Here is a 26,404-nt window from a genome sequence, read left to right on the forward strand (position 1 = left end):
CGCGGCACGCCCGCCGGCGCACGATGCCGCGTTCACTCCGTCGCGCGCTTGCGGGAGAAGCGCTCGAGGCGCTGCTCGGGCGACAACAGCTCGATCTCGGTGAGAAACTCCTCACCGAAGCTCGTGACGGCGGGGAACGGCCCCACCGGCACGACGGAGGTCACCAGGCCGTCGTCGAAGAGATGCACGAGCGTGAACGACCGGCCGCCGTCGATGCCGACGAGTGCACGAGGGGGTGCCGAGAGGTCCATCGTGTAGGCCGTGGCACCGGCGACCGAGACGGGGATGCCTGCGAAGCTGCCGTTCGTCGCGTAGTGGAGGTGGCCGCCGAGGATGAGCCGCACGTCGCGGTCGCGCACGACCTCGGCCAAGCGCTCTTGCCCCCGGAGTTCGAGCACGTCCATCAGCGCGAGCGGGGTCGCGATGGGAGCGTGGTGCATCGCGATGATCGTGCCGTGCACGGCCGGTTCGGCGAGGGCGGCATCGAGCCAGTCGAGCGATGCGTCGTCGAGTTCGCCATGGTGGTAGCCGGGCACGGTGGAGTCGAGGGTGATGATGCGCAATCCGTCGACGTCGGCGATGCGATGCACCGGGGATTCGCCCGCGGGCTCGTCGAGCAGCTCGGTGCGGAACGCAGCGCGTTCGTCGTGATTGCCCATGACCCAGATGAGGCGGGCTCCCGTGCGCCGAGCGAGCGGCTCGAGCGCATCGAGCGCGAGCCGGTAGGCATCGGGCTCGCCGAGATCGGCCACGTCGCCGGTGACGACGATCGCGTCGATCGACGAGCCCAGTCGTTCGAGCTGCGCGGACACCTGAGCGAGGGCGGAGACCGTGTCGGCCGAGCCGCCCAGCGGTGCACCACCGTGGAGCAGGTGGGTGTCGCTGATCTGGGCGACGAGATGACGAGCCGCCGGATACCGGCCGAGTTGCGGGTGCTGCATGGAACCCTCCTTTCGCCGCCAGCCTAGGGCGTGCCGCCGACGTACTCGGAGCGCGCTCGTTCAGCTGCGCTTGGCTCGAAGCCAGCCCAGCGGATGCCGCTTGGCGAGCGCTGCCGCCTCGAGTCCTCCGAGCACGCTCATGACCGCCGTCGGCGCCATGCCGCAGCGTCGCGCGACATCGGCCAGTTCACGAGGACTGCGAAGGCTCAGCGCGTCGAGCACGCGCACGGCCTCGGGCGTCGTCGCGGTACCCCGCGGTCGAGCGGACTCGGCCGAGAGATCGGAACCGGCCGGCGCGTCGCGGTGCTCGACCCCGCGAGTCGACGCACCCCCGGGCGGCATTCGCCTCGCCGCCCTGCCGTCGACGAGTTCCGCCATCTGATCGGCGTCGACGACGCACACCGCGTTGTACTCCCGCAGCAGCCGGTGACATCCGGCCGATGCCGGGCTCGTGACCGGACCGGGCACCGCCCCCAGGGGTCGCCCGAGTTCGGCCGCATGACCGGCCGTGTTCAGCGACCCCGAGCGGAGCCCGGCCTCGAGCACGATCGTTCCGTCGCTCGCCGCTGCGATGAGCCGGTTGCGTTGCAGGAACCGCCACTTCGTGGGGGCGGCGCCGCAGGGCAGCTCGGAGACGACCGCTCCGGTCTCGACGATGCGTGAGAGCAGCGTCTCGTGCCCCATCGGGTAGAACCGATCGACGCCCCCTGCGAGGAAGGCGACCGTGGTGCCGTCGCTGGCGAGCGCGGCGCGGTGCGCCATGCCGTCGATGCCGTATGCACCACCCGACACGATCGCGAAGCCGCGATCGACGAGCCCGGCCGAGGCTTCCATCGTCACGTGCTCGCCGTAGCCCGTGGCGGCCCGCGCGCCCACGAGCGAGATCGAGCCCGACGACCGGGTCAAGGCGTCTTCACGCCCGCGGACCCAGAGTCCGATCGGCGCGTGCACGCCGAGTTCGTCGACGCCACGGGGCCAGCGCACATCGCCCGGGAGGATCAATCGGGCGCCGACCCGGCCGGCTTGACCGAGCGAGCGCACGAATGCCGCGTGATCGAGGCGCGGCGACCAGCGTTCCAGCCCGGCGACGGCCTCACGCTCGTCGATCGCGCCGCCCGCCCCCATCACCTCGTCGGCGAACCGCGCAGGGGTGGATGAGTCGAGCAGGAGTTCGGCGGTCGACACGGCGCCGATCGCATCGATCGCGCGACCGAGCAGGCCGTCGCCGGGCTCCGCAAGGGTTCCGAGCAGCGCCCGGGCGAACACCTCGTCGAGTTCGGCATCGTCGACGGGAGCGACCGAACGCAGGCCCGAGAGCTCGGTGCGCAAGCGAGTGGCGGCACGGCGCACGATGTTCACGGCTGCAGCCCCTTTCTGAGGAAGAGCGCACGGCCGACGTGTTCGAGCCCTGGGGCGCTCGCGCCCTCGAGGTCGGCGAGGGTCCAGGAGACCTTGAGAATGCGGTCGTAGCCCCGCATCGTCACGCCGCCGAGTTCGAGCGCCCGGTCGAGATCGGCTGTCGCGCGGCCTCCGGGATGGAGCCCGCCCGCACCGCGCAGCCATGGACCGGGCATCTGGGCGTTCGTGCGCCACGGCGTGCCGCGCAACCGCCTGGCGGCACGGGCGCGCGCCTCGATCACCCGCTCGCGAGCAACCGCGGTCGAGACGCCCGGCTGCTCCGCCGCGACCCGGAGGCCGGCGGCGGTGATGCGAGGCACCCAGAGCTGCACATCGAGCCGGTCGAGGAGCGGCCCGGAGATGCGGGCCAGGTATCGTCGACGCGCGGCGGGAGGGCATGTGCAGTCGATGGCCTTCGACCCGTGGTTGCCGCACGGACACGGATTGGCCGCCAGGACGAGCTGGAAGCGAGCGGGAAACGACGCGACCGCGTTGGCCCGATGGATCGCGACGGTGCCGGATTCGAGCGGCTGGCGAAGCACGTCGAGCACGGCGGAGGGGAACTCGGGCGCCTCGTCGAGGAACAGCACGCCGTGGGAGGCGCGGGCCGCGGCACCCGGCCGGATCAGGCGGCTGCCGCCACCGACCATCGCCGCCGCGGTGGCTGTGTGATGCGGAGCCTCGAACGGCGGCCGCCGCGAGAGGCCCGAACGCGGCGGCCTGCCGGCCAACGAGCGAAGCGACGCGACCTCGAGTGCCTCCTCTGCATCGAGGTCGGGGAGAATGCCCGGCAGCCGTGAGGCGAGCATGGTCTTGCCTGCGCCGGGCGGCCCGAGCAGGAACACGTGGTGCCCGCCGGCCGCGGCCGCGAGCAAGGCCTCGACCGCCGAATCATTGCCGGCGACATCGGCGAGATCGCCGACGGGCTCACCGAGCCGGTCGTCGGGATCGGCGCGGTCGGGCGCCGGAACGGGCTCGAACACCCGCGAATCGAACACCCCGCCGTGATGGACCGCCGCGTCGAGCAGCGACGCGACACCGAGCACGGCGACCCCGGGCACGAGTCGCGCCTCGTCGGCGTTCGCCGCCGGCACCATGACGGTGTCGTACCCGGCGCGCACCGCGGCGAGCACGGCCGGAAGGATACCGTCGATCGGCCGGAGACGCCCGTCGAGACCGAGTTCGCCCAGGTGCACCACACGCTCGACCGACTCGCTGGAGATCTCGCCCGCGGCGGCGAGGCAGGCGACCGCGATCGCGAGATCGAACCCGGAACCGTGCTTGGGCAGGGCCGCGGGCGAGAGGTTGACCGTGAGCCGCCGCTGCGGAAGGGGGCATCCAGCGTTGACGGCCGCGGCGCGCACCCGGTCGCGTGCCTCACCGAGGGCTGCATCGGGCAGCCCGATGATGATGAAGGCCGGCAGCTGAGCGGAGAGATCGGCCTCGACCTCGACGATCGAACCGGCGAGCCCGAGAAGCGCGACCGAGCGCGTGCGTGCGACCGGCATCAGTTGATGCCCTCGAGGTGCTCGATGAGCGCCGGCGCCTCGGTCGGTGCGAGCACGGCCACGGCGTCGATGCGGATGCGTGAGACCGCGGCATCCGTCGCCTCGCACCATGCGATCGCGAGCCGACGCATGCGCGCGAGCTTCAACGGCGTGATCGCCTCGAACGGATGCCCGTAGTCGGCCGAGGTTCGGGTCTTCACCTCGACGAAGACCGTGTCGCGGCCGTCTCGGGCGACGATGTCGATCTCGCCGATGCGGCACCGCCAATTGCGCTCGAGCACCTGCATGCCGCGTGCCTCGAGATGCTCGACCGCGAGTTGTTCGCCGCGTCGACCGAGTTCTGCGTTGTGCGCCATCCGCACCACCTCCGCGACCAGCGTCGCGGTCGGCGACCGACCGGACGACCGGCAACGGCTCAGCGGTGAAGAACTCCCGAGGATCGCGCCTGGGGAGACCGAGTGCTACTCGTCGAGCGCGAGCTCTTTCGGCAGCTCGAACTCGCGCGTGGCGAGCTCTTCGACGTTGACGTCTTTGAAGGTGAGCACACGCACCGACTTCACGAAGCGGTCGGCACGGTAGACGTCCCACACCCAGACGTCTTTCATCGTCAGCTCGAAGTAGAAGTCGTGCTCGGTGTCTCGGCGCACGAGTTCGACCTCGTTGGCGAGGTAGAACCGTCGCTCGGTCTCGACCACGTACTTGAACTGCGACACGATATCGCGGTACTCCCGATACAGGGCCAGCTCGACCTCGCGGTCGTAGTCTTCGAACTCGTCCTCATCCATCGCACTCATCCTACGCTGAGGTCGAAGAGCGTCGGCGCTGCCGGCACGCGATCGTGCAGCCACGTCGTGCGGTGCAGCTCGCTCGCGCCGTGCTCGTCGATCGCGGCGAAGTGGGCACGGCTCGAGTACCCCTTGTTCTCGTCCCACGCATAGAGCGGTCGCTCGTCGTGCGCGCGGCGCATGAAGCGGTCGCGATGCACCTTGGCGATGACGGATGCCGCGGCGACCGACGCGCAGTCGCGGTCGGCCTTGATGCGGGTGACGACGCGCGCCCGATGCTGGATCGCGGCGCTCAACCAGTCGTAATTGCCGTCGAGGAGCAGCGGCACGTCGCTCACGAGCTCGTTCGCCGCGGAGAGTTCGGCGAAGGCGCGGGCGCCGGCGAGCCCGAGGCACGCCATGATGCCGAGCTCGTCGATCTCGGCCGCGCTCGCTTCGCCGACCGCCGAGGCCCGGACCCAGGCCGACGCCCTCGGCGCCAAGGCCTCGCGGCGCGGTTCGCTCAGCAGCTTCGAGTCGCGGAGGCCCGCGGGCATGCGCCGCACGGCCGAGTCGATCAACACGAGACCGATGGCGACCGGTCCGGCGAGCGCGCCGCGGCCGACCTCGTCGCACGCGAGCATCATGGGTGCGTGCGCGAGGAACTCACGTTCGGCCCGCAGTGTCGGCACGGCAACGGGGGTCATCTCAGTCACCCGCCTCATCGACGCCGTCGAAGACCTGCGGGTAGTTGTCGAGCCACGCCCAGTGGTCGATCGGCCAGCTGACGACGAACGCCCGACCGACGACGTTCTCGATCGGCACGAATCCGCCGAGCGGCGTCTCGCCGTTGTAGCGCGAGTCCTTCGAGTTGTTGCGGTTGTCGCCCATGACCCAGAGCGAGTCGTCGGGCACGGTCACGTCGAAGTCGTCGCGCGAGACCTTCGTCTCACCCGGCGGCAATGCGACGTACGGCTCGTCGAGCGGCACGTCGTTGACGCTCATCTGCCCGAGGGCGTTGCAGCAGACGACATGATCGCCCGGCATGCCGATCAGCCGCTTGACGAGGTGGTCGTTCGAGTCGGGAGCCGCGAGCCCGACGAACGAGAGGAACCAGTCGACGGCGGCCACGAGCGGCGGCTGGGGGTTCTCGACCCGGGCCGGCAACCACCCGCCGGGATCTCTGAACACGATGACGTCGCCGCGCTCGAGCGGCGTGACCTCTGGAACCAGCTGGTTGACGATGATGCGGTCATCGATGAAGAGCGTCTCCTCCATCGACTGCGATGGGATGAAGAACGACCGGATGAGGAACGTCTTGATGAGGAACGAGACGAGCACGGCCACCACGAAGATGACGAGCAGGTCTCGCAGGAACAGGAGAACGCCGCGTTTTCTGTTCGGCGTCGCCGAACTGGCACGATCTGTTCGCGTGCCTGTGTCTTCTGTCATTTAACCGCCCGAGCTCCCCACCCAGTCTAGGGGTGGGGAGCTCGGGGAACGTTCGCGTCGACCGCGATCCGCGTCGCGGATCAGCTGTCGCGCTTCTCCTTGATCTTCGCCTTCTTGCCGCGGAGCTTGCGCAGGTAGTAGAGCTTCGCGCGACGCACGTCACCGCGGGTGACGACCTCGATGTGGTCGATGACGGGCGAGTGCACGGGGAACTTGCGCTCGACGCCGACCTGGAAGCTCACCTTGCGGACCGTGAAGGTCTCGCGCACGCCTTCACCCTGGCGGCCGATGACGACGCCCTGGAAGACCTGGATACGCGAGCGCGTGCCTTCGATGATGTTGACGTGCACCTTGACGGTGTCGCCGGGGCGGAAGTCGGGGACATCCGACCTCAGGCTCGCGGCGTCGACGTGGTCGAGAATGTGCATGGTGGTTCGCTCTCTGCGCCCGCCACCGGTCGAACGCGGATCAATGAATGGAAGTGTCTGGTGCCGCCTCGCACGATCGAATCGTGCGTGCGCGCTCCCCGGAGGCAGAGACCTGCGGCGGCACAATCCTCTATTGTGCCATGCCGGTGGGTGGCTGGGCAAAAGCAGGTGACGGATGCATGCCCTGTGCGCGAACTCGAAACGGCTGCGGCTAGTCGCGGACCTCGTGGATGATGATCACGTCGTCGCCGCCGTCATCGAAGGGCGGACGACGCAGGCCAAGGTCGGAACGGGGTGGCGGGCCGCTCGACGAAGGCCCCGGCGGCTCGGCGGCGAGTCGTTCGAACTCGGCCATCGAGGCCTTCACGCGGTTGGCACCGTCGGTGACGAGCTGCCACACCGCGACCCAGAACGCGGCGATGGCGAGGAGGATCGCGAGCACGCCGAAGAGCGTCGCGGATGCGCCGTAGAACCCGGTCGCGACGATCGAGAGCTGCCACGCGGTGAGCACTCCGACGTCTACCCACGACAGCGCCCGCTCCTGGCGCACCGTCGGCCGCACGCCGACCAGGAGTGCAACGACCCCGAGCACGACGAACGCGACGGGCACGACGATCACGAGCCCGAGGGTGCCCCAGCCGCCCCGACCGAAGAGGGCCCAGCCCACGGCCAGCCAGATCGGCAGCACGACGACCGCGATCATCTGCCATCGGTAGAGTGCGCGCCGCAGGAGCATGTTCTCAGGGTAATCCGCCGGGACGGCGAGCGCGCGGGGTGTTCACTCAGGGCGGAGCCGCCAGAATGTACTCGGAGAGGATGAGCGTGATTGAACTTCGGACCCCTGCTGAGATCGAGGAGATGCGGCCCGCCGGCCGTTTCGTGGCGAGTGTGCTGGAGGCGACCTCGGCCGCCGCTGCCGTCGGCGTGAACCTGCTCGAGCTCGATGCCCTCGCGCACGAGATGATCCGGAAGGCGGGCGCCGAGAGCTGCTACATCGACTACCACCCGTCGTTCGGGGCGAGCCCGTTCGGCAAGGTCATCTGCACCTCGGTGAACGATGCGGTGCTGCACGGACTCCCCCACGACTACCGGCTGCGCGACGGCGACCTGTTGAGCCTCGACTTCGCCGCCTCCGTCAACGGCTGGGTCGCCGATTCGGCCGTCTCGATCGTCGTCGGCACCCCGCGCGACGAAGACCTGCGCCTCATCGACACGACCCGTCGCGCGCTCGACGCCGGCATCGCCGCTGCACGGCCGGGCCAGCGCATCGGCGACATCTCGCGCGCGATCGCGGATGTCGCGAAGGCCGAGGGCTACTCGATCAACACCGACTTCGGCGGCCATGGCGTCGGCCGCACGATGCACGGCGACCCCCATGTGCCGAACAACGGGCGTCCGGGTCGCGGGCTGCCGTTGAAGCCCGGTCTCGTCATCGCGATCGAACCGTGGTTCCTCGAGACGACCGATCGCATCTTCACCGATCCCGACGGGTGGACCCTGCGCAGCGCCGACGGCTCGCGCGGCGCGCACTCGGAGCACACGATCGCGGTCACCGACGGCGACCCGATCGTGTTCACCGCGCGAGGCTGAGCCCGGCGGCGGGCGCCGCGATCGACCCGCTCGGTCGCCGGCGCGCGCCCGTCACTGCTCGAGTTCCACCTCGATCATGCCGCCGACGATGCGGGTGCGGTACGTGCGCAGGGTCAGTGCGGCGTCGGTGAAGCACTCGCCCGTGCCGAGGTCGTACACCTCCTTGTGCAGGGGCGAGGCGATCGAGGGCCGGTCGCCCCGCGATCCCACGATGCCCCTGGCCATCACCGGTGCGCCCGTGTGCGGGTCGTGGTGGTCGACGGCGTACACCTCCTGGTCGGCGAGGCGGAACAGGGCGACCTGCCGACGCCCGAGGAGGGCGACCTCGCCCCAGCAGGGTTCGAGTTCCTCGACCTCGCACGCGCGCACCCAGATGGCGGTCTTCTCGATCGTCAGCGACATGCCGTTCCTCTCGTCGATCGTTCGACGGTAGGTTCCGGGTGTTTCCCCTGCGGCATCCGCATGTTTCGCGGGCGTGAAACCGTCCTCACATCCGTCGGCTCGCCACGTGCGCCGAACGACAGTGGTGGTTACCGCGACGAAACGAGGCGGAAACGGGCCGGTCGTACGCTCGCCTCATTCGAGCCCCGGAGGCAGCCATGACCGAGAGCATCAACGCCCGGGCCGGCGTGCGCGACATCGTCATCGTCGGCGGCGGTCCCGCGGCGCACCGACTCGCCGACAGCCTGCACTCCCGCGACATCGAACACGCGCTGCGCGTCACCGTGGTCGGCGAAGAGGCCCACGAGCCCTACGACCGCGTCGCCCTCAGCACGAGACTGGCGGATGCCGCGGCCGACCTCACCCTGCAGCCCTCGTCGATGTGGGACGACGGACACATCCGTCTCGTCACAGGAGAGCGCGTCGTGGCGATCGACGTCGCGACACGCACCGCGACGACCTCGGGCGGGCTCGCGCTGCACTGGGACGAACTCGTGCTCGCCACCGGGTCGAGCGCACCGGTCCCCGACATTCCGGGCCGGGCCCACGCCCGGGTCTACCGCACGATCGACGATGTCGACGCCCTGGTCGCCGAGGCCCGTGAGCTCGCCGAGCGGCACGGCCGCCCGGCGCAGGTCGTGGTCGCGGGCGGGGGGCTGCTCGGCCTCGAGGCCGCCGGCGGCGTGGCCGGGCTCGGCGCCGACACCGCGGTCGTGCACTCCGGCGGCTGGCTCATGTCGGCGCAGCTCGACGAGGGAGCGGGCCGCGCTCTCGGTCGCATCATCGCCGGGCAGGGCATCGGACTGCACCTGGGTACCCGGCCGGCGGCGGTGCTCGCCGAGCGGGGCATCGTCACCGGCGTCGAGCTCACGAACGGCCGGCGCATCGACGCCGACCTCGTGGTGTTCGCGATCGGCATCAGCCCGCGTGACGAGCTCGCCCGCGACCTCGGGCTCGAGCTCGGTCCGCGGGGCGGCGTCGCGATCAGCACGGCCTGCGCGACATCCGCACCGCACATCTGGGCGATCGGAGAAGTCGCGAGCTTCGATGGTCGGTGCACCGGGCTCGTCGCCCCGGCGAACGCCATGGCCGAGGTCGTCGCCGACCGGTTGCTGGGTGGTGCGGCGGAGTTCACGAGCGTCGACGACGCCACGAAGCTGAAACTCTCCGGCGTCGATGTCGCGAGCTTCGGTGATGCCCTCGCGCGCACCGAGCAGGCGCTCGAGATCGTGTACGCGGATCCGGCGCGCGGCCTCTACCAGAAGCTCGTGATGACCGATGATGCGAAGACCCTCCTCGGCGGCATCTTCGTCGGCGACGCCGCGCCGTACGCCTCGCTTCGCCCGCTGCTCGGAACGCAGCTGTCGAGCGAGCCGGCCGCCTACCTCTCGGCTTCGGGCATGGAGGCGCCGGCTGGAGACGAGCTGCCTGCCGCCGCTCTCGTCTGCGCGTGCAACAACGTCAGCGCCGGGACCATCCGAGAGGCGATCGCCGGAGCCCACACCGACCATGCGGAGGGGTGCACGGAACTCGGCGCGCTGAAGGGCTGCACCCGGGCCGGCACCCAGTGCGGCTCGTGCGTGCCGCTCGTCAAGAAGCTGCTCGAATCGGAGCTGACGAAGGCCGGCATCACCCCGTCGCGGGCGCTGTGCGAGCACTTCGAGCTCTCGCGCCAGGAGTTGTTCGAATCGGTGCGCGTGCTCGGGCTCTCCTCCTTCGATGAGATCATCGCCCGCCTCGGCACCGGCCGCGGCTGCGACGTCTGCAAGCCGGTCATCGGCTCGATCCTCGCGACGCAGCACGGCTCGTACATCCTCGACGGCGGACGAGGCGGCCTGCAGGACACCAACGACCGGGCCATGGCGAACATGCAGAAGGACGGCACCTACTCGGTCGTCCCCCGCATCCCCGCCGGCGAGATCACCCCGGCGAAGCTCGCGGTGATCGCCCGGGTCGCGATGGACTTCGGCCTCTACACGAAGATCACCGGCGGCCAGCGCATCGACCTGTTCGGGGCCCGGCTCGACCAGCTGCCCGAGATCTGGAGGCAGCTGGTCGACGCCGGTTTCGAGTCGGGACAGGCGTACGGCAAGGCGCTGCGCAACGTGAAGAGCTGCGTCGGGTCGACCTGGTGCCGGTACGGCGTGCAGGACTCGGTGGCGATGGCGGTGCAGCTCGAGCTCCGCTACCGCGGGCTCCGCTCGCCGCACAAGCTGAAGTTCGGAGTCTCCGGGTGCGCCCGGGAGTGCGCGGAAGCCCGCGCGAAGGATGTCGGCGTGATCGCCACCGACCAGGGCTGGAACATGTACGTCGGCGGCAACGGCGGCTTCCAGCCGGCGCATGCGCAGCTGCTCGCCGGCGACCTCGACGACGAGACGCTGCTGCGCTACATCGACCGCTACATCATGTACTACGTGCGCACCGCCGATCGTCTGCAGCGCACGGCGCGCTGGATCGAAGACCTCGAGGGCGGTCTCGACCACGTGCGCGACGTCGTCGTGCACGACTCGCTCGGGCTCGCCGACGAGCTCGAGCAGGCCATGGCTGCACACGTCGACACCTACGAGGACGAATGGGCCGCGACGCTGGCCGATCCAGATCGGCTCCGACGCTTCCGCTCCTTCGTGAACGCGCCGGACACGGCCGACCCCTCGATCGCCCGCGTGCCGGAGCGCGAGCAGTTCCGACCCGCCACCGCCGAAGAGCGCGAACGCGGCGAGGCCGTGCTCGTCGCCGGCCCCACCATCCCGGTGCGCGGAGCCGAGGCATGACCGGCCGCGTCACCCTCATCGGCGGCGGGCCCGGCCGGGAGGACCTGCTGACCCTCGCCGCGGCACGTGCCCTCGCCGATGCCGAGGTCGTGCTCTACGACCGGCTCGCTCCCCACGAGCGGCTGCACGAACTCGCTCCGGGTGCGGAGCTCGTCGACGTCGGCAAGCGCCCGGGCCACCATGCCGTGCCGCAGTCCGAGATCGAGGCCCTCCTCGTCGCGCACGCGCTGGCCGGCCGTCGGGTCGTGCGCTTGAAGGGCGGCGACCCATATGTGCTCGGGCGCGGGAGCGAGGAGCTGCTCGCCTGCCACGCCGCAGGGGTGCAGGTCGAGGTGATCCCCGGCGTCACGAGCGCCGTCGCCGTGCCCGGGGCCGCCGGGATCCCGCTCACCCACCGCGGGATCAGCCACCTCTTCACGGTCGTCTCGGGCCATGCACCGCTGACCGACGCCGAGCTGGGTCATCTCGCGGGCCTCGGCGGCACGATCGTCGTGCTGATGGGGGTGGGCTCGCTGCCGTCGTTGACGGCGGGCCTCGCCCGTCACGGCATGGCCGCCCGGATGCCCGTCGCGATCATCGAACGCGGGTTCCGAGCCGACCAGCGCACGACGATCGGCGACCTGACCGACATCGTGATCGCCGCGGGCCGGGCGCAGGTCGCCTCCCCCGCCGTCGTGGTGATCGGCGAGGTCGTTCGCCTCGCCCATGACGGCAACGCGAGCGCCGCCGAGCTCATGGAGCGCGCAGCCGGATTCGCGGTGGTCACCCCGTGACGGAGCTCGTCGAGTTCCCGCCGGGGTTCCGACCCGACCAGCTCGAGGGCTTCCGCATCGGCGTGACGAGCGATCGGCGCTCCGCCGACCTCATCGACGCCCTGGCGCGCCGCGGCGCGCAGGTGCTGCACGCGCCGACGTTGCGCATGGCGAACGCCGTCTCCGACGACCCGGTCATCGCCGACACGCGTGCGGTCATCGAGGCCCGACCGGATGTGCTCCTCGCGACCACCGCCTACGGGGTGCGCCGCTGGTTCGAGGTCGCGGATGCCGCGGGGCTCGGCGAAGACCTCATCGACGCACTCTCCGAGACGGCGATCCTCGTGCGCGGGCCGAAGGCCCGCGGGGGCATCCGTGCCGCCGGCCTGAACGACGCCGGCATGAGCGCCCAGGAGACCACCGAGTCCCTCATCGACGAGGTGCTCGCGACGAAGCCGCCGGGGCTCACGGTCGCCGTGCAGCTGCACGGATTCCTGAACCCATCGCAGCTCGACCGCCTGCGCGAGGCCCATGACCGCGTGCTGACCGTCGAGCCGTACCGCTGGACCGAGCCCGACGAGACCGATGAGCGGGTCGATCGACTCATCGAAGCGGCGTGCACCGGCGGGCTCGACTGCATCACCTTCACGAGTGCCCCAGCGGTGCACGCGCTCTTCGCCGCCGCCGAGGTGCGCGGTCGTCACGACGACCTCGTCGACGCGATGTGCGGGCCGGTCGTGGCCGCAGCGGTCGGCCCGGTGACCGCCGCGCCCCTCATCGCCGCCGGCATCGTCCCGATCCAGCCCGAACGGTTCCGCATGGGAGCCCTCATCCGGCTCGTCTGCGAGCATCTCGAGTCGGCGCGAGTGCTGCGCCTCGACACCCGGCACGGCCCGCTCGAACTCCGCGGCGCCGTGGTCGACGTCGACGACCGCCGCGTCGCGCTCGCCCCGGTCGCGCTCATGATCCTGCGTGCCCTCGTGCTCGCGCGCGGCTCGGTCGTCGCCCGGGAACGGCTCACTTCGGCGCTGCCGGGCACGAACGACGAACACGCGCTCGAGGTCGCCCTCAGCAGGCTCCGCCAGACGATCGGCGTGCCGGGACTCATCGCGACGGTCGTCAAGCGCGGATACCGGCTCGATGTCTGACGACGACCTCACACGCTCCGTGCACTCGGGTGAGCAGCTCGAGACGCAGGGTTTACCACCGGCACCTTCCGCGGAAACACGCCGCGAATAGCGTCGGGCACACCAGCTCGACCCATGACCGACATCCCCCGGAGGCACCGATGACCGACACCGTGAACGCCGCTCCCCCGCACGTCGCCGCACCGCCGGCTCCCGAGACAATCGCGCCGGCCCTCGCCACTCGGCCCGGGCGCTGGATCGATCATTGGAACCCCGAAGACGAGGCGCAGTGGCAGACCGCCGGGCGGGCGATCGCCCGCCGGAACCTCCGCTGGTCGATCTTCGCAGAGTTCCTCGGCTTCGTCGTCTGGCAGCTCTGGTCGATCGTCGCGGTGAACCTGCCCGCCGCGGGCTTCGAACTCGGCACCGGCGAGATCTTCTGGCTCATCTCGATCCCGAGCCTCGTGGGCGCGACGCTCCGCATCCCGTACTCGTTCCTGGTGCCGAAGTTCGGCGGCCGCAACTGGACCATCATCTCCGCGGGACTGCTCCTCGTGCCGGCGGTGCTGCTCGCGGTCGTGGTCGGCAACCCCGACACGCCGTTCGGCGTCCTCCTCCTCGTGGCCGCGCTCGCGGGCTTCGGCGGCGGCAACTTCGCCAGCTCGATGTCGAACATCACGTTCTTCTACCCGCAGCGCGAGAAGGGCTGGGCGCTCGGCCTCAATGCGGCCGGCGGCAACCTCGGAGCATCCGTCGCCCAGTTCGTCGTGCCGATCGTCATCACCATCGGTGCCGGCGCCACCCTGAACCTTCCGCTCGCCGGGTGGATCTGGGTGCCGTTCATCCTGCTCGCGATGATCGGCGCGTACCGCTCCATGGACAACCTCTCGAGTGCGAAAGCCGACTTCGCTGGCTCCGCCGCGGCGTTGCGCGAGCCGCACATGTGGGTGCTCGCAGTGCTCTACATCGGCACGTTCGGCTCGTTCATCGGCTTCGCGAGCGTGTTCCCGAAGCTCATCGCCGACCAGTTCCCCGAGTTCTCGGCCATCGCGATCGGCGGCGCATCGATCTCGCTCGCGTTCCTCGGCGCACTCGTCGGCTCCCTCGCCCGGCCCTACGGCGGCCGGCTGTCCGACCGGTTCGGCGGGGCGCGCATCACGATGCTCGCGTTCGCCGCGATGGGCACGATCACCGTCGGAGTGCTGCTCACCCTGCCGCTCGGCAACTTCTGGCTCTTCCTCGGATGCTTCCTCCTGCTGTTCGCCGCGGCCGGCATCGGCAACGGTTCGACCTACCGCATGGTTCCCGTCGTCTTCGCGGTGCGTGCCGGAGCAGGCGCCGGCGACGTCTCGACCCAGCGAAAGGCCGCCGCAGCGCTCGGGCTCATTTCGGCGATCGGCGCATACGGCGGGTTCCTCATCCCCCAGGTGCTGAACCTCAGCTACCAGACGACCGGCGGCTACGCCGGCGCCTTCCTCGGCTTCGTCGCCGGCTACGCCGCGCTCCTCCTGCTCACCTACGCCGTGTACGTGCGCTCCGGCCGCCTGCGCGAGCACAAGATCTGAATCGAGACCGGATGAGCCGCTCCGCCGACACGCACTGCCCTTACTGCGCACTGCAGTGCGCCATGACCCTCGACCCGGTCTCGTCTGCGGATGCAGCGGCCGCACCGGTGACCGTCACGGGCCGCGACTTCCCGACCAATCGGGGCGGGCTCTGCAAGAAGGGCTGGACCTCGGCGGAGCTCCTCCGCGCACCCTCACGCCTCGGCGCTCCGCTCCTGCGGGGCGCCGACGGCGTGTTGCGCGAGGCGAGCTGGGAGGTGGCACTCGACGTCGTCGCCGCATGGCTCCGCGGCACCCGGACCGCGCACGGGGCCGACGCGGTCGGCGTGTTCGGCGGCGGGGGCCTCACGAACGAGAAGGCGTACCTGCTCGGCAAGTTCGCGCGGCTCGCGCTCGGCACCAGCCGCATCGACTACAACGGCCGGTACTGCATGTCCTCCGCCGCGGCCGCCGGCAACCGTGCCTTCGGGGTCGATCGCGGACTTCCCTTCCCGCTCGAAGACCTCGACGCGGCGCACACGATCCTGTTGCTCGGCACCAACGTCGCCGAGACGATGCCGCCGTTCATCGGCCACCTCGTCGGAGCGCAAGCCGCGGGCGGGCTCGTCGTGGTCGACCCGCGACGCACTGCGACCGCCCGGCTCACCGACGACGGCCGCGGCCTGCACCTGCAACCGGTGCCCGGCACCGACCTCGCACTCCTGCTCGGCCTCACCCACATCGTGATCGCCGAACGGCTCGTCGACCTCGACTACGTCTCGGCGCGCACCGTGGGGTACGACGCGATTCGGCGCAGCGTCGCCTCATGGTGGCCCGAGCGTGTGCAGTCGGTGACGGGTGTGGCCGCGCTCACCCTGCGCAGGCTGGCCAGGCGGCTCGCCTCCGGCGGCAACACCTACGTGCTGACCGGGAGAGGCGTGGAGCAGCACGTCGACGGCACCGACACGGCGACCGCGGCGATCAACCTCGCGCTGCTGCTCGGCCTGCCCGGACGGGCCGGGAGCGGTTACGGCACCCTCACGGGGCAGGGCAACGGCCAGGGCGGCCGCGAACACGGCCAGAAGTGCGATCAGCTGCCCGGGTACCGCAAGATCACCGACCCCTCGGCGCGGGCGCACGTCGCGGCGGTGTGGGGCGTCGACCCGGCGGACATCCCGGGGCCGGGCGTTCCGGCCGTCGAATTGCTGCAGTCCCTCGGCGAGCCCGACGGCGTGCGGGCGCTCCTCGTGCACGGGTCGAACCTCGTCGTCTCGTCGCCGAACGTCGCGGCCGTGCGAGAGCGGCTTGCGGCGCTCGACCTGCTCGTCGTCTGCGACTTCTTCCTCTCCGAGACGGCCGCGCTCGCCGATGTCGTGCTGCCGATCACCCAGTGGGCGGAGGAGGAGGGCACGATGACCTCGCTCGAGGGCCGCGTCATCCGTCGCCGTCGCGCGATCACCCCGCCCGACGGCGTCCGCGACGAGCTCTGGATCCTCGCCGAGCTGGCCCGCCGCCTCGATTGCAGCGCAACGTTCGACACCGACCCAGAGCTCGTCTTCGAAGAGCTGCGCCTCGCGTCGGAGGGCGGCATCGCCGACTACTCCGGCATCGACTACGCATTGCTCGACCGCGGCGAGGCGGCCTACTGGCCGTACCCGCGCGGCAGCGAGGGCTCGCCTCGGCTGTTCGCAGAACGCTTCGCCCACCCCGACGGACTCGCGCGTCTCGTCGCCGTCGCGGCGCGCGAGTCGGCGCATCCGAGTCCGCTGCCGGGCGAGCTCACCCTCGTCACGGGGCGCCTCCTCGAGCACTATCAGAGCGGCTCGCAGACGCGGCGGGTGCCTGAACTCCGCGACGCCCAGCCCGAGGCGCGCGCCGCGATGCATCCATCGACCGCCGATCGTCTGGGCATCGCCGACGGCGAACTCGTCGAGCTCTCGAATGCGCGCGGCACGGTGCGCTGCCGGGCGCGGCTGACGACCGACATCCGGCCCGACGCGGTGTTCCTGCCGTTCCACTACGGCGACGGGCAGGCGGCGAACCTCTTGACCTCCGACGCCGTCGACCCCGTCTCGGCGATGCCCGAGTTCAAGACCAACGCCGTGCGGGTGGCTCGTCTCGTCGAGACCGGAGTCGTCGCGTGAGCGCGCTGAGGGTGGTGCTCATCGGCTACGGGCCCGTCGGCGCGCGATTCGTCGAAGAGCTGCTGCCCGCCGCCGAGCACGGGTCGATCGCGCTGACGGTCGTCGCCGGCGAAGACGTCGAGGCGTACAACCGAGTGCTCGTCGCCGAGTACGCGGTCGGCAACACCGAACTCGACGCGATGTTCGTCGGCGATCGGGCGGCCGCGGAGGCCGCGGGGGCGCGGGTGCTGCTCGGCGTCGCGGCCATGTCCATCGATCGCGCGGCGAAGACCGTGCTGCTCTCGACGGGTGAGGCGCTCCCCTACGACCGGCTCGTGCTCGCGACCGGCTCGCGGGCCAACGTGCCGACCCTCGACGGGGTGGAACGACACCGCCGCGACCTCTCCTCGCTCGAGAAGTACGCGAGGCAGCTCGTCGCCCGTGACGATGAACTGCCCGAGGGCGTCACCACCCTCCGCGATCTCGCCGACGCCGAGCGCGTGCTCGGTGCGGTGCGAGCACGCAAGCGCATCATCGTGCTCGGCGCGGGCGTGCTGGGTCTCGAGCTCGCCCTCGCCGCCGCCCATGCCGGCGCCCAGGTGTGCGTCGTGCACCACGGCCCGCACCCGATGCCGCGCAACCTCGACCGCGGCGGCGGGCAGGTGCTGCGCGCCGCCCTGCGCCGCTCTGGCATCACCGTGATCGCGCACAGCCGGGCCGAGGCCGTCGCGTTCCGCACCGACGCCGACGGCACCCGGCGCTTCGACCTGCTCGTCACGGCCGACGGCAAGCAGCTGCGCGGCGACCTGCTCGTGCTCTCGTGCGGGGTGAGCCCGCGAAATGAATTGGCGACCCTCGCCGGCCTCCGCACCGCCGTCGGCATCGTCGTCGGCCCGGATCTCGTGAGTTGGACCGACCCCAACGTGTCTGCGATCGGCGACTGCGCCCAGGTCGTCGAGCGCACCGACGAGCTCGCCCGGCAACGCGTGCTGCCCGGCGCTCCCTCCGGTCTCATCGGGCCGGGCTGGCGGCAGGCCTCATGGCTCGCGGCGACGCTCATCGCGTCGGCGACGGGCGCCGACGCGTCGACGGATGCCGCGGCTCCCGCCGAGCGCGACGCGATCGTGATGCTGAAGGCCGAGCACATCGACGTCGTCGCGGTCGGCGACATCACGGCCGACCCGTGGGACGACGACGCCGTGCATCCGCGGCGCCGGGTCTCGCAGTGGGCCGACCCCGAACACCTGCGCTACGTGAAGATGGTCACCGAAGACGGCGCCCTCACCGGGTTCGTGAGCGTCGGGATGCCGCGTACCGCCGCCGAGCTCACGCTGCTGTTCGAGCGGCGGGGCGAACTGCCCGCCGACCGCTCGATGCTGCTGCGCTTCGATGGGCCCGACTACGACCCGAGCACCGATGCCGACGCGTTCGCACCGGCCTCCACCGTGTGCTGGTGCAACGGGGTCACGGTGGGTCGCATCGAGGAGGCGGCCTCGTGCGGCATCGCGACCGTCGAGGGTGTGGGACGTGAGACTCGGGCGGGCACCGGATGCGGCGGATGCAAGGGCCGCATCGCGGAGATCCTGGCCCGTGCCGCGGAAGCAGGCGGCACGCCGAGCCTCACCGCCTGAGGCGCCTCACCACGGCAGCCGCAGCATCCTGGCGGCGCGTTCTCCATCGCCGCTCGGCGACACGAGGAAGCCGTCGGCATCGGCGAGGCCGCGCAGCATCGCCGATCCGCGCCACCGGCTCGGCTCCGGCACGCCGTCGCGCCATTCGAACGGCGTCAGTCGGCGCTCGTGACCGGTGCTCGGGATGTCGAGAGCCGCGACACGGTCGAGCTCGGCCATCGGACGCCCCGATGCCCCGTCGAGCCATGGCGGCAGGAAGCTGAGCAAACAGGCGAACGCCGCGAGCGGGTTGCCCGGCAGGCCGAGCACCGGGATCCCGGCGCTCGTGCGGGCGAACAGCACGGGATGCCCCGGACGCATCGCCACCCCGGCGAGCTCGACGGTGCCGCCCTCGGCCACGATCGCCCGACGAAGCAGGTCTCCATGCCCACCGGCGGTGCCGCCCGTCGTGACGAAGACGTCGGGACGACCCGTCGCGAACGCATCGATGAACGGGTCGAGCCGATCGGGGATGCGCCTCGTCGTCGCTGCTGCGCCGAGTCGCCCGAGCAGCGGCGGCAACGACGGCGTGAACGCGTCGCGCACGGCGCCGGGAGCCGGCACCCCCGCCGCGACGACCTCGTCGCCCGTGACGATGAGGTCGACCCGCGGGGTCGCGAGCACGCCGAGCGTGTCGTGGCCTGCAGCCGCCGCGAGTGCCAGACGGGGCGGCGTCAGCCGCGCGCCCGCTCGGATGAGCGGCTCGCCGAAGCGCAGCTCTTCACCGCGGCGGCGGATGTCGCGGCCCTCGTCGATGGCCTCCGTCGCGATGGCGCGCAGCACTTCGGGTTCACCGGGCAGCGGTGCACCGTGCTCGGCCCGCAGGATCCCGAGCGTGCCGAGCGGAACGGCGGCCCCGGTCGTGATCACGCGTGCGGTGCCCGCGCGCAGCCGTTGCGCGGGCGGCACGCCCATCGCGACGGCGCCGTCGAGCCGCCACGGCCCGGAGCCGGCCACCGCCCAACCGTCCATGGCGCTGACGTCGACGGTGGGCAGGTCGACCAGGGCGTGCACGGCGGCCCCGAGCCGTCGGCCATCACCACGCTCGACCGGGATCGTCTCGACGCCGAGGGGGCGGGCGGCGCCGGCGCGCCAGGCGATGGCCCGCGCCTCGTCCCAGCCGGTGCCGCTCACGTCTGCTCCTGGCGGAGTCGGCGTTCGACCTCGGCGACGACGGCGTCGAGCGGGATGCCCCGGGCGACGGCGTACCCCGCGAGAAACGTCGTCAACGGCGCGGCGGGGCGGGCGACACCGTGCGCGGCGATGCGAGCGAGGTCGAGCACGGCCGCGACATCCGGCTCGGAGTCGAGCCCGAGCGCCTCGGCGAGCTCGCGCGACCAGCTCTCGACGTCACGCGACCCGGACACAGCGCACCTCCCCGGTCGGCACTGCGATGCCGTGCCTGGCGGCGTCGGCCGCGGTGTCGACGTCGGCGCACCAGCTGTCGCGGAGCGCCACGCCGCGCACCTCGAGTCGGTCGAGGACCGCGCGCATCGAAGCGCCCTTGCCCCTACCCATGCGGCTGCCGCTGCCGCTCGGCGCGCCACCCGTCGTGCCGAGCACGTCGGCGACCGCCGCGGCGAGAGCCGGGGTGCGGTACACGGCGAGCAGCGGTTGGCGGTGCCCATCGGGGTCGACGCCGATGACGCCGTCGACCGTGTACGGCACGCGGGCGAGCAGCTCGGCGACGGCCGGTGCTGCACCGACCAGGTCGCCGGCGAGCACGACCGTGAATTGTTGTGCATCATCGTCGAGTCCGGCGAGTCCTGCGGCGATCGCCGGGACCGGCCCTCCCCACGGCGGCTCCTCGCCGGCGACGCGGATGCGCCGATCGGCCGCGACCCAGCGCGGCACGGGGGCGTGCGAGACGTAGGCGACCGCGCGAGCGTTGCTCACTGCCCGGATCGCGAGCGCGGCGAGGCTCACGCCGTCGATCGTCAGCGCCGTCTTGTCGATGCCACCGAGCCGTGAGCCGCGGCCCCCCGCGAGCACGATCGCGTCGTGGGCGACCGCATCGCGCTGCGCGGCGACGATGCCGGACGCGCCGGAGTTGCCGGTCATGCTCGCTCCAGGCGAGTGACCCCGACGTCGGCATAGCGCTCGAGCACGAGTTCGACGAGCTGCTGCGGCGCCGGCTCACCCGGCAGCAGCAACGGCTCGGCGATGGCGTCGGCCCCGACCGCCCTGGCGGCGTCGTAGAAGGTGCCCGGTGCGAGCAGGTAGCTGCCGACGACGACCCTCGCCCCGGGGTGCACCTCTCGGATCATCTCGATCGCGTCGGGCAGCCGCGGAATCGCGGCGGCGATGAATCCGACGGTCACCGACCGCCCGAGGCGCTGGCCGAGCCGGCGAGCGGTCTCGAAGCACTCCCGCACCGCACGCGGGTCGTTCGATCCTGCCGCGGCGAGCACGATCGCGTCCGTCTCGGCGAGACGCAGTCGGTCGAGCCGGGCGGCGAGCACCTCGACGATCCGGTCGTCGGGTCCGAGCTCCGCCGCGAGGCGCGTGCCGGCGCCGAGGTGATCGAGCCCGAGCGAGAGCCCCGTGCGCACGTGGAATCCGGCTGAGAGCACGAGGGGCACGATGACCGCCTCATGATGGGCCTGCGAACCGAGCGCCGTCGCGACATCCGACCGGCTCGCGTCGATGAAGCTGATGGACACGTCGAGGTCTGGGCGCGCAGAGGCGACACCGTCGACGAGCCGGATCACCGCCTCACGGTTCGCGCTCGAGGGTGCGCCGTGTGTGACGGCGACGAGCCGGAGGGGGTGCGCCGCTTCGTGCTCCGCCGGGGAGCCGGCACTTCTCGACCCGACCATGTGCTGACCCGCGCTCTCCGGCGGAACCTGTTGCACCCGCCGCTTCGACGCTAGGGAGGGCGTGTTTCGCGCATCGCTCCCGCGTGTTTCGGGCACGTGAAGACTGCCGCGCCGCAGGGCGGAGCGCTGAGCCGCCGAATGCTACTCGCCGAGGAGTTCGGGCCGTACGCGGCGCGTGCGCTCGATCTGCTGCTCACGCCGCCAGGCGGCGATCGCGCCGTGGTTGCCCGAGAGCAGCACCGGTGGCACCTCGCGTCCGCGCCACGACGCGGGCTTGGTGTAGCTCGGATACTCGAGCAGCCCGTCTTCGTGCGATTCCTCGACGAGGCTCTCGGGGTTGCCGACGACGCCGGGCACGAGACGACCGGCCGCCTCGATCATCGCCATGACCGCGACCTCGCCGCCGTTCAGCACGTAATCGCCGAGGCTGATGAGTCGCACGCGCATGCGCGTCGCGTAGTGATCGACCACGCGCTGGTCGATGCCCTCGTACCGACCGCACGCGAACACGAGGTGCGTCTCGGCGGCGAGTTCGCGGGCGATCTGCTGGGTGAACGGCTCCCCGGCGGGCGACGGCACGATCAGCAGGGCATCGGATGCCCCGTCTCCGACGATGCCGTCGAGCGCCTCGCCCCACGGCTCGGGCTTCATGACCATGCCCGCACCGCCGCCGTACGGAGTGTCGTCGACCGTGCGGTGCCGGTCGTGGGCGGCGTCGCGCAGGTCGTGGGCCGTCACCTCGATGAGGCCCGACTGGCGGGCCTTGCCGAGCAGCGACAGGTCGAGCACCGAGAAGAACTCGGGGAAGATCGTGACGATGTCGATGCGCATCGGCCGGCTATTCGTCGCGCTCGGCCTCGGCGGGCGCCGCGGCATCCGCCTCGGTGGTCTCGGCCTCGGTGGTCTCGGCGGAAGCCTCGGGAACCGCCTCTGCCTCGGGGAGCTCTTCGAAGAGCCCTGGTGGCGGCGTCACCGTCAGGGTGCCTGCGGCCAGGTCGACCTCGGGCACGATCGCCGAGACGAACGGCACCATGACCTCGCCGCCGCGGGTCTTCACGATCAACAGGTCTTGCGCCGGCAGGTGATCGACGTGCGCGACCTCGCCGATGCGCTCACCGTCGCGCACCACCGCGAGGCCGATCAGCTGGTGGTCGTACCAGGCGTCGTCTTCGGGCGCCTCTTCTTCGACGTGGGTGACCCAGAGGATCGCCTTCGCAAGGCCCTCGGCCGCGGTGCGGTCATCGACGCCGTCGAAGAATCCGACGGCGTGCCCGTTGTACCAGCGGAGCTCGCGGAGCACGAGGTTCTTGCCATGCCAGGGCGACGAGTCGGGCACCTGGAGGGAGAACTCGGCGCCGGGCACGAAGCGGCGCGCGGGGTCATCCGTGTAGAGCTCGACCTTGATCGCGCCCTTCAGGCCGTGGGCCTTCAGGAGGCGGCCGACCCGGAGTTGCGTTCCTGCGGTGTCGGCCACGTCAGTCGTCGGTGTCGACGACGTCGACGCGAACGCGGCGACCGTCGGCGAGGGCGGTGACGAGGGTGCGGAGCGCCTTCGCGGTGCGGCCGGCACGGCCGATCACGCGACCGAGGTCCTCGGGGTTCACGTGAACCTCGAGGACCTCGCCACGTGCGCTCGACGCGGAGACGACCTTCACCTCGTCAGGGTGATCGACGATCCCCTTGACGAGGTGTTCGAGCGCGGACTGGAGCAAGGCTTTACGCCTCGTCCGTCGCGGTCTCGGCGGGAGCCTCTTCGACCTTGGGTGCGGGCTTCTCGGCCTTGGGCTTGAGCACCGGCTTCTTCTTCTCGTCGGCGACGAAGGCGGCCTTCGGCTCAGCGACCTGCACGGTCGAGACGGCGTTCTTGTCGCCCTTGAACTTGCCCCAGTCGCCCGTGAGCTTGAGGATCGCCGCGACCTGCTCGGTCGGCTGCGCGCCGACGGAGAGCCAGTACTGCGCGCGGTCGGAGTCGACCTCGATGAACGAGGGGTTCTGGGTGGGGTGGTACTTGCCGATCTCCTCGATCACGCGACCGTCGCGCTTGGTGCGCGAGTCGGCGACGACGATGCGGTAGTACGGCGCACGGATCTTGCCGAGGCGCTTGAGACGGATCTTGACAGCCACAATTCTCCTGAAGTGTTGTGAGTTGGCGAACTGACAGCCGTGAGAGTGGGGTGCACACTCGGCGGAAGCTCAATGGGGTTCTGCGTGCCGGATAGAGGGTCGGGCGTAACAGAACTCGACTGACCATTCTTGCAGATCTCGGGCCGCAACGGTAATCGCCCGGGCGAGGTGCCGGTGCCGCGTCATCGGGTGACACGGCGCACATCACCGCCGGAGACCGGCGTGGCATGATGTCTGCACGTCGGCGCACGCGCCGCGGGAACGGGGGTCGTGCCATGACGATCGGGTTCGCGGACTCGCCGCGCTCGAGTGTGGGCCTCGAGTGGGAGGTCGCGATCGTCGACCGGGCCAGCGGCGAACTCGCCTCGATCGCCGATCGAGTGCTCGAGGTGCTCGACCGCACGAGCGATGGGGCGGCGCATCCGTTCATCACCTCCGAACTCCTCACGAACACCGTCGAGCTCGTCAGCGGCCCCCACGCCCGCGTCGCCGACGCGGTCGCCGACCTCGAGACCCAGCTCGCCGAGGTGCGGACCGTCATCGACGGCCTCGGCGAGTACGAGCTCATCTGCGCCGGCTCGCACCCGTTCAGCCAGTGGTACGACCAGCACCTCACCGACAAGCCGCGGTACCACAAGCTCATCGAGCGCACCCGGTGGTGGGGCCGCAACATGATGATCTGGGGCGTGCACGTGCACGTCGGCATCGAAGATCGCGACAAGGCCCTGCCGATCCTCGACGGGCTGCTCGCCTACCTGCCGCATCTGCAGGCCCTCTCGGCCTCGAGCCCGTTCTGGGCCGGCGTCGACACGGGATACGCCTCGAACCGCGCCCTCATGTTCCAGCAGCTGCCGACGGCCGGACTCCCCTACCCGCTCGCGGACTGGCCGGCGTACGAGCGCTACGTCGACGACCTCGTGCGCACGGGCGTCATCGAGGATCACAGCGAGGTGCGCTGGGACATCCGGCCCTCACCGAAGTGGGGCACCGTCGAGGTGCGCGTCTGCGACGGGCTTTCGACCGCCGCCGAGATCGCCGCGATCGGGGCCCTCGTGCAGTGCCTCGTGGAATGGATGAGCACGACGCTCGACGAGGGCGGCACGCTGACCGTGCTGCAGCCGTGGTACGTGCGCGAGAACAAGTGGCGGGCGGCGCGATACGGGCTCGAGGCCGAGGTGATCACGGATGTCGCGGGCACCGAGCGTCCCGTGGCCGATCACCTCCGGGAACTCATCACCACGCTCGCGCCGATCGCCGAGCGCCTCGGCTGCGCCGTCGAACTGCAAGGCGTGCGCGGCATGCTCGACGCGGGCGCGAGCTATGCTCGCCAGCTTCGCGTCGCCGAGGCGGCAGGCGGCGACCTCAGGGCCGTGGTCTCCCACCTCGCCCGCGAGCTGCGCGACGGCATCGAGAGCGGGCCGTCCGCAGCATCCACCGGTCGTTGAACCGGCCGGCCGAGACTACGCGGGCGGGAGCCGCCGCGTGCGGATCAGCTCGGCATACCAGTGCGCGCTGTCTTTCGGCAGGCGTTCGAACGAGTCGTAGTCGACGCGAACGATGCCGAATCGCTTGGAGTACCCGTAGCCCCACTCGAAGTTGTCCATGAGCGACCACACCTGGTACCCGCGCAGATCGACGCCGCGCGCCATCGCCCGATGGGCGGCCGTGAAGTGCCGACGCAGGTAGTCGGTGCGCTGCTCGTCGTGCACGGCCGGCCCCTCGGGCCCGTCGACGACGACGTCGGGGAACGCCGCCCCGTTCTCGGTCACCATGAGCGGCAACTCGGGGTACCGCTCGCTGAGCGAGACGAGCAGGTCTTCGAGGCCCGAGGGGTCGATGTTCCAGCCCATGTCGGTGTACGGGCCGGGTTGCTCGAGGAACTCGACGTGCTCGGAGCCGGGCCACGGCGTGCCGCCCATGTCCTTGTGCCCGTCGGCGTTGACGCGCGGCGAGACGCCGTTCCACATGTCGACCGTCACGGTCGAGTAGTAGTTCACGCCGAGCAGGTCGAGCGGCTCGGCGATGATCTCGGTGTCGCCTGGCCGCACGAACCCCCAATCGGTGACTTCCGCCGTGTCGGCGATCACGTCGGCCGGGTAGCCGTCACCGAGCAGCGGCCCGAGGAACACTCGATTCGCGAGCCCGTCGATGCGTCGCGCGGCCTCGGCGCCGCCCTCGCCCGAGGGGCGGATGACGTGCAGGTTCAGGGTGATCGAGTAGCCGGGGTCGTTCGTCGCGACCTCGCGCAGGGCGGCGATCGCGAGCCCGTGGGCGAGGTTCAGGTGGTGCACCGCGGCGAGCGCCTTCGCACCGTCCATGAGGCCGGGCGCGTGAGCGCCGGAGCCGTAGCCGAGGTAGGCGCTGCACCACGGCTCGTTGAGGGTCGTCCACACGGCGACCCGGTCGCCGAGCCGTTCGCCGACGATGCGCGCGTATTCGGCGAACGCGTACGCGGTCTCGCGGTTCGCCCACCCGCCTTCGTCTTCGAGGGCCTGCGGCAGGTCCCAGTGGTACAGCGTCGCAATCGGGCGGATGCCGCGGGCGATGAGCCCGTCGACGAGGCGCTCGTAGAACGCGAGCCCGGCCTCGTTGGCGACGCCGCGCCCGGTCGGCTGGATGCGCGGCCAGGCGATCGAGAAGCGGTAGGCCTCGAGGCCGAGCCCGGCCATGAGGTCGAGGTCTTCATCGAGCCGGTGGTAGTGGTCGCACGCGGTATCGCCGGTGTCTCCGTTCCACACCTTGCCCGGCGTGTGGCTGAAGGTGTCCCAGATCGACGGTCCGCGGCCGTCTTCGCGCACCGCACCCTCGATCTGGTACGAAGCGGTGGCCGAGCCGAACAGGAAATCCTCGCCGAATTCGAGGCCTGCATCTCGGTAGTCGGGGGTGCCGATCGTCATCGTCAGGGCTCCAGTCGTCGCGCCGTATCGTGCAGGGGCACCACTGTATCGCGCA

Annotated in this window: 27 protein-coding genes; 8 read left to right on the forward strand and 19 right to left on the reverse strand. The window is 71.2% G+C overall.

Annotation, left to right across the window (positions count from 1 at the left end; genetic code table 11):
- Positions 1-32: 32 nt before the first annotated feature.
- From DCE93_RS08855 to DCE93_RS08895, 9 genes are all read right to left on the reverse strand, one after another.
- Positions 33-941: a phosphodiesterase gene (locus DCE93_RS08855; protein WP_108595566.1), complete on the reverse strand. Its 909-nt coding sequence runs from the start codon at positions 939-941 to the stop codon at positions 33-35.
- Between the two features lie 60 nt (positions 942-1,001).
- Positions 1,002-2,300, reverse strand: coding sequence for a DNA-processing protein DprA (dprA, locus tag DCE93_RS08860; RefSeq protein ID WP_205647415.1), 1,299 nt, complete (start codon positions 2,298-2,300; stop codon positions 1,002-1,004).
- Complete coding sequence (locus DCE93_RS08865; RefSeq protein WP_108595567.1) at positions 2,297-3,847, reverse strand: YifB family Mg chelatase-like AAA ATPase; 1,551 nt, start codon at positions 3,845-3,847, stop codon at positions 2,297-2,299. The genes dprA and DCE93_RS08865 overlap by 4 nt, the downstream gene beginning before the upstream one ends.
- On the reverse strand, positions 3,847-4,203 hold the full coding sequence (locus DCE93_RS08870) for a YraN family protein (RefSeq protein WP_108595568.1): 357 nt from the start codon (positions 4,201-4,203) through the stop codon (positions 3,847-3,849). Before DCE93_RS08870 ends, DCE93_RS08865 begins: the two co-directional genes overlap by 1 nt.
- A gap of 105 nt (positions 4,204-4,308) precedes the next feature.
- Complete coding sequence (locus DCE93_RS08875; RefSeq protein ID WP_022891843.1) at positions 4,309-4,632, reverse strand: DUF2469 family protein; 324 nt, start codon at positions 4,630-4,632, stop codon at positions 4,309-4,311.
- Between the two features lie 5 nt (positions 4,633-4,637).
- Positions 4,638-5,318 (reverse strand): ribonuclease HII, encoded by a 681-nt coding sequence (locus tag DCE93_RS08880; RefSeq protein WP_108595569.1) that lies wholly within the window; start codon positions 5,316-5,318, stop codon positions 4,638-4,640.
- Position 5,319: 1 nt separating this feature from the next.
- Positions 5,320-6,063: a signal peptidase I gene (gene lepB / locus DCE93_RS08885; protein ID WP_108595570.1), complete on the reverse strand. Its 744-nt coding sequence runs from the start codon at positions 6,061-6,063 to the stop codon at positions 5,320-5,322.
- Positions 6,064-6,143: 80 nt separating this feature from the next.
- Entirely contained in the window at positions 6,144-6,491 is a 348-nt protein-coding gene (gene rplS / locus DCE93_RS08890; RefSeq protein WP_108595571.1) for a 50S ribosomal protein L19, read from the reverse strand.
- A 211-nt stretch (positions 6,492-6,702) separates the two neighbouring features.
- The gene (locus tag DCE93_RS08895) at positions 6,703-7,227 is read right to left on the reverse strand and encodes a hypothetical protein (protein WP_108595572.1); all 525 of its coding nucleotides are present in this window, start codon (positions 7,225-7,227) and stop codon (positions 6,703-6,705) included.
- Positions 7,228-7,313: 86 nt separating this feature from the next.
- Between DCE93_RS08895 and map the strand changes: the two genes are divergently transcribed.
- On the forward strand, positions 7,314-8,081 hold the full coding sequence (gene map, locus DCE93_RS08900) for a type I methionyl aminopeptidase (RefSeq protein ID WP_108596677.1): 768 nt from the start codon (positions 7,314-7,316) through the stop codon (positions 8,079-8,081).
- Between the two features lie 51 nt (positions 8,082-8,132).
- Here map and nirD read toward each other — a convergent pair whose 3' ends face one another.
- Positions 8,133-8,483, reverse strand: coding sequence for a nitrite reductase small subunit NirD (gene nirD, locus DCE93_RS08905; protein WP_108595573.1), 351 nt, complete (start codon positions 8,481-8,483; stop codon positions 8,133-8,135).
- A 197-nt stretch (positions 8,484-8,680) separates the two neighbouring features.
- Here nirD and nirB point away from each other — a divergent pair, with 197 nt between their 5' ends.
- From nirB to DCE93_RS08935, 6 genes are all read left to right on the forward strand, one after another.
- Positions 8,681-11,293 (forward strand): nitrite reductase large subunit NirB, encoded by a 2,613-nt coding sequence (gene nirB / locus DCE93_RS08910; RefSeq protein ID WP_108595574.1) that lies wholly within the window; start codon positions 8,681-8,683, stop codon positions 11,291-11,293.
- The gene (gene cobA / locus DCE93_RS08915; RefSeq protein ID WP_108595575.1) at positions 11,290-12,066 is read left to right on the forward strand and encodes a uroporphyrinogen-III C-methyltransferase; all 777 of its coding nucleotides are present in this window, start codon (positions 11,290-11,292) and stop codon (positions 12,064-12,066) included. Before nirB ends, cobA begins: the two co-directional genes overlap by 4 nt.
- Positions 12,063-13,193, forward strand: coding sequence for a uroporphyrinogen-III synthase (locus DCE93_RS08920; protein WP_108595576.1), 1,131 nt, complete (start codon positions 12,063-12,065; stop codon positions 13,191-13,193). Before cobA ends, DCE93_RS08920 begins: the two co-directional genes overlap by 4 nt.
- A gap of 140 nt (positions 13,194-13,333) precedes the next feature.
- On the forward strand, positions 13,334-14,737 hold the full coding sequence (locus DCE93_RS08925; protein WP_108595577.1) for an MFS transporter: 1,404 nt from the start codon (positions 13,334-13,336) through the stop codon (positions 14,735-14,737).
- A gap of 11 nt (positions 14,738-14,748) precedes the next feature.
- The gene (locus DCE93_RS08930; RefSeq protein WP_108595578.1) at positions 14,749-16,860 is read left to right on the forward strand and encodes a molybdopterin oxidoreductase family protein; all 2,112 of its coding nucleotides are present in this window, start codon (positions 14,749-14,751) and stop codon (positions 16,858-16,860) included.
- Entirely contained in the window at positions 16,857-18,470 is a 1,614-nt protein-coding gene (locus DCE93_RS08935) for an FAD-dependent oxidoreductase (protein WP_108595579.1), read from the forward strand. Before DCE93_RS08930 ends, DCE93_RS08935 begins: the two co-directional genes overlap by 4 nt.
- Positions 18,471-18,476: 6 nt before the next feature.
- On the opposite strand, the gene DCE93_RS08940 is transcribed toward DCE93_RS08935, so the two are convergent.
- From DCE93_RS08940 to rpsP, 8 genes are all read right to left on the reverse strand, one after another.
- A complete protein-coding gene (locus tag DCE93_RS08940; protein ID WP_108595580.1) occupies positions 18,477-19,643 on the reverse strand; it encodes a molybdopterin molybdotransferase MoeA in 1,167 nt (388 codons plus the stop codon).
- Complete coding sequence (locus DCE93_RS08945; protein ID WP_108595581.1) at positions 19,640-19,876, reverse strand: DUF6457 domain-containing protein; 237 nt, start codon at positions 19,874-19,876, stop codon at positions 19,640-19,642. The genes DCE93_RS08940 and DCE93_RS08945 overlap by 4 nt, the downstream gene beginning before the upstream one ends.
- A complete protein-coding gene (mobA, locus tag DCE93_RS08950; protein WP_108595582.1) occupies positions 19,860-20,570 on the reverse strand; it encodes a molybdenum cofactor guanylyltransferase in 711 nt (236 codons plus the stop codon). The genes DCE93_RS08945 and mobA overlap by 17 nt, the downstream gene beginning before the upstream one ends.
- Positions 20,567-21,328: a sirohydrochlorin chelatase gene (locus tag DCE93_RS08955; RefSeq protein ID WP_108931289.1), complete on the reverse strand. Its 762-nt coding sequence runs from the start codon at positions 21,326-21,328 to the stop codon at positions 20,567-20,569. The genes mobA and DCE93_RS08955 overlap by 4 nt, the downstream gene beginning before the upstream one ends.
- Before the next feature lie 141 nt (positions 21,329-21,469).
- Positions 21,470-22,159 carry a tRNA (guanosine(37)-N1)-methyltransferase TrmD gene (gene trmD / locus DCE93_RS08960; RefSeq protein WP_108595584.1) on the reverse strand — a complete coding sequence of 230 codons (690 nt, stop codon included), beginning with the start codon at positions 22,157-22,159 and terminating at the stop codon, positions 21,470-21,472.
- Positions 22,160-22,166: 7 nt separating this feature from the next.
- Entirely contained in the window at positions 22,167-22,802 is a 636-nt protein-coding gene (gene rimM / locus DCE93_RS08965) for a ribosome maturation factor RimM (protein WP_108595585.1), read from the reverse strand.
- Position 22,803: 1 nt separating this feature from the next.
- Complete coding sequence (locus DCE93_RS08970) at positions 22,804-23,040, reverse strand: RNA-binding protein (RefSeq protein WP_022891825.1); 237 nt, start codon at positions 23,038-23,040, stop codon at positions 22,804-22,806.
- 4 nt (positions 23,041-23,044) lie between these two features.
- On the reverse strand, positions 23,045-23,452 hold the full coding sequence (gene rpsP, locus DCE93_RS08975; RefSeq protein WP_108595586.1) for a 30S ribosomal protein S16: 408 nt from the start codon (positions 23,450-23,452) through the stop codon (positions 23,045-23,047).
- Positions 23,453-23,727: 275 nt separating this feature from the next.
- On the opposite strand from rpsP, the gene DCE93_RS08980 reads away from it, so the two are divergent.
- Positions 23,728-24,897 carry a glutamate--cysteine ligase gene (locus tag DCE93_RS08980; RefSeq protein ID WP_108595587.1) on the forward strand — a complete coding sequence of 390 codons (1,170 nt, stop codon included), beginning with the start codon at positions 23,728-23,730 and terminating at the stop codon, positions 24,895-24,897.
- Between the two features lie 15 nt (positions 24,898-24,912).
- On the opposite strand, the gene DCE93_RS08985 is transcribed toward DCE93_RS08980, so the two are convergent.
- The gene (locus DCE93_RS08985; protein WP_108595588.1) at positions 24,913-26,349 is read right to left on the reverse strand and encodes a GH1 family beta-glucosidase; all 1,437 of its coding nucleotides are present in this window, start codon (positions 26,347-26,349) and stop codon (positions 24,913-24,915) included.
- Positions 26,350-26,404 lie beyond the last annotated feature (55 nt).

This window comes from Agromyces badenianii, assembly GCF_003070885.1.
GTDB classification, from domain to species: domain Bacteria; phylum Actinomycetota; class Actinomycetes; order Actinomycetales; family Microbacteriaceae; genus Agromyces; species Agromyces badenianii.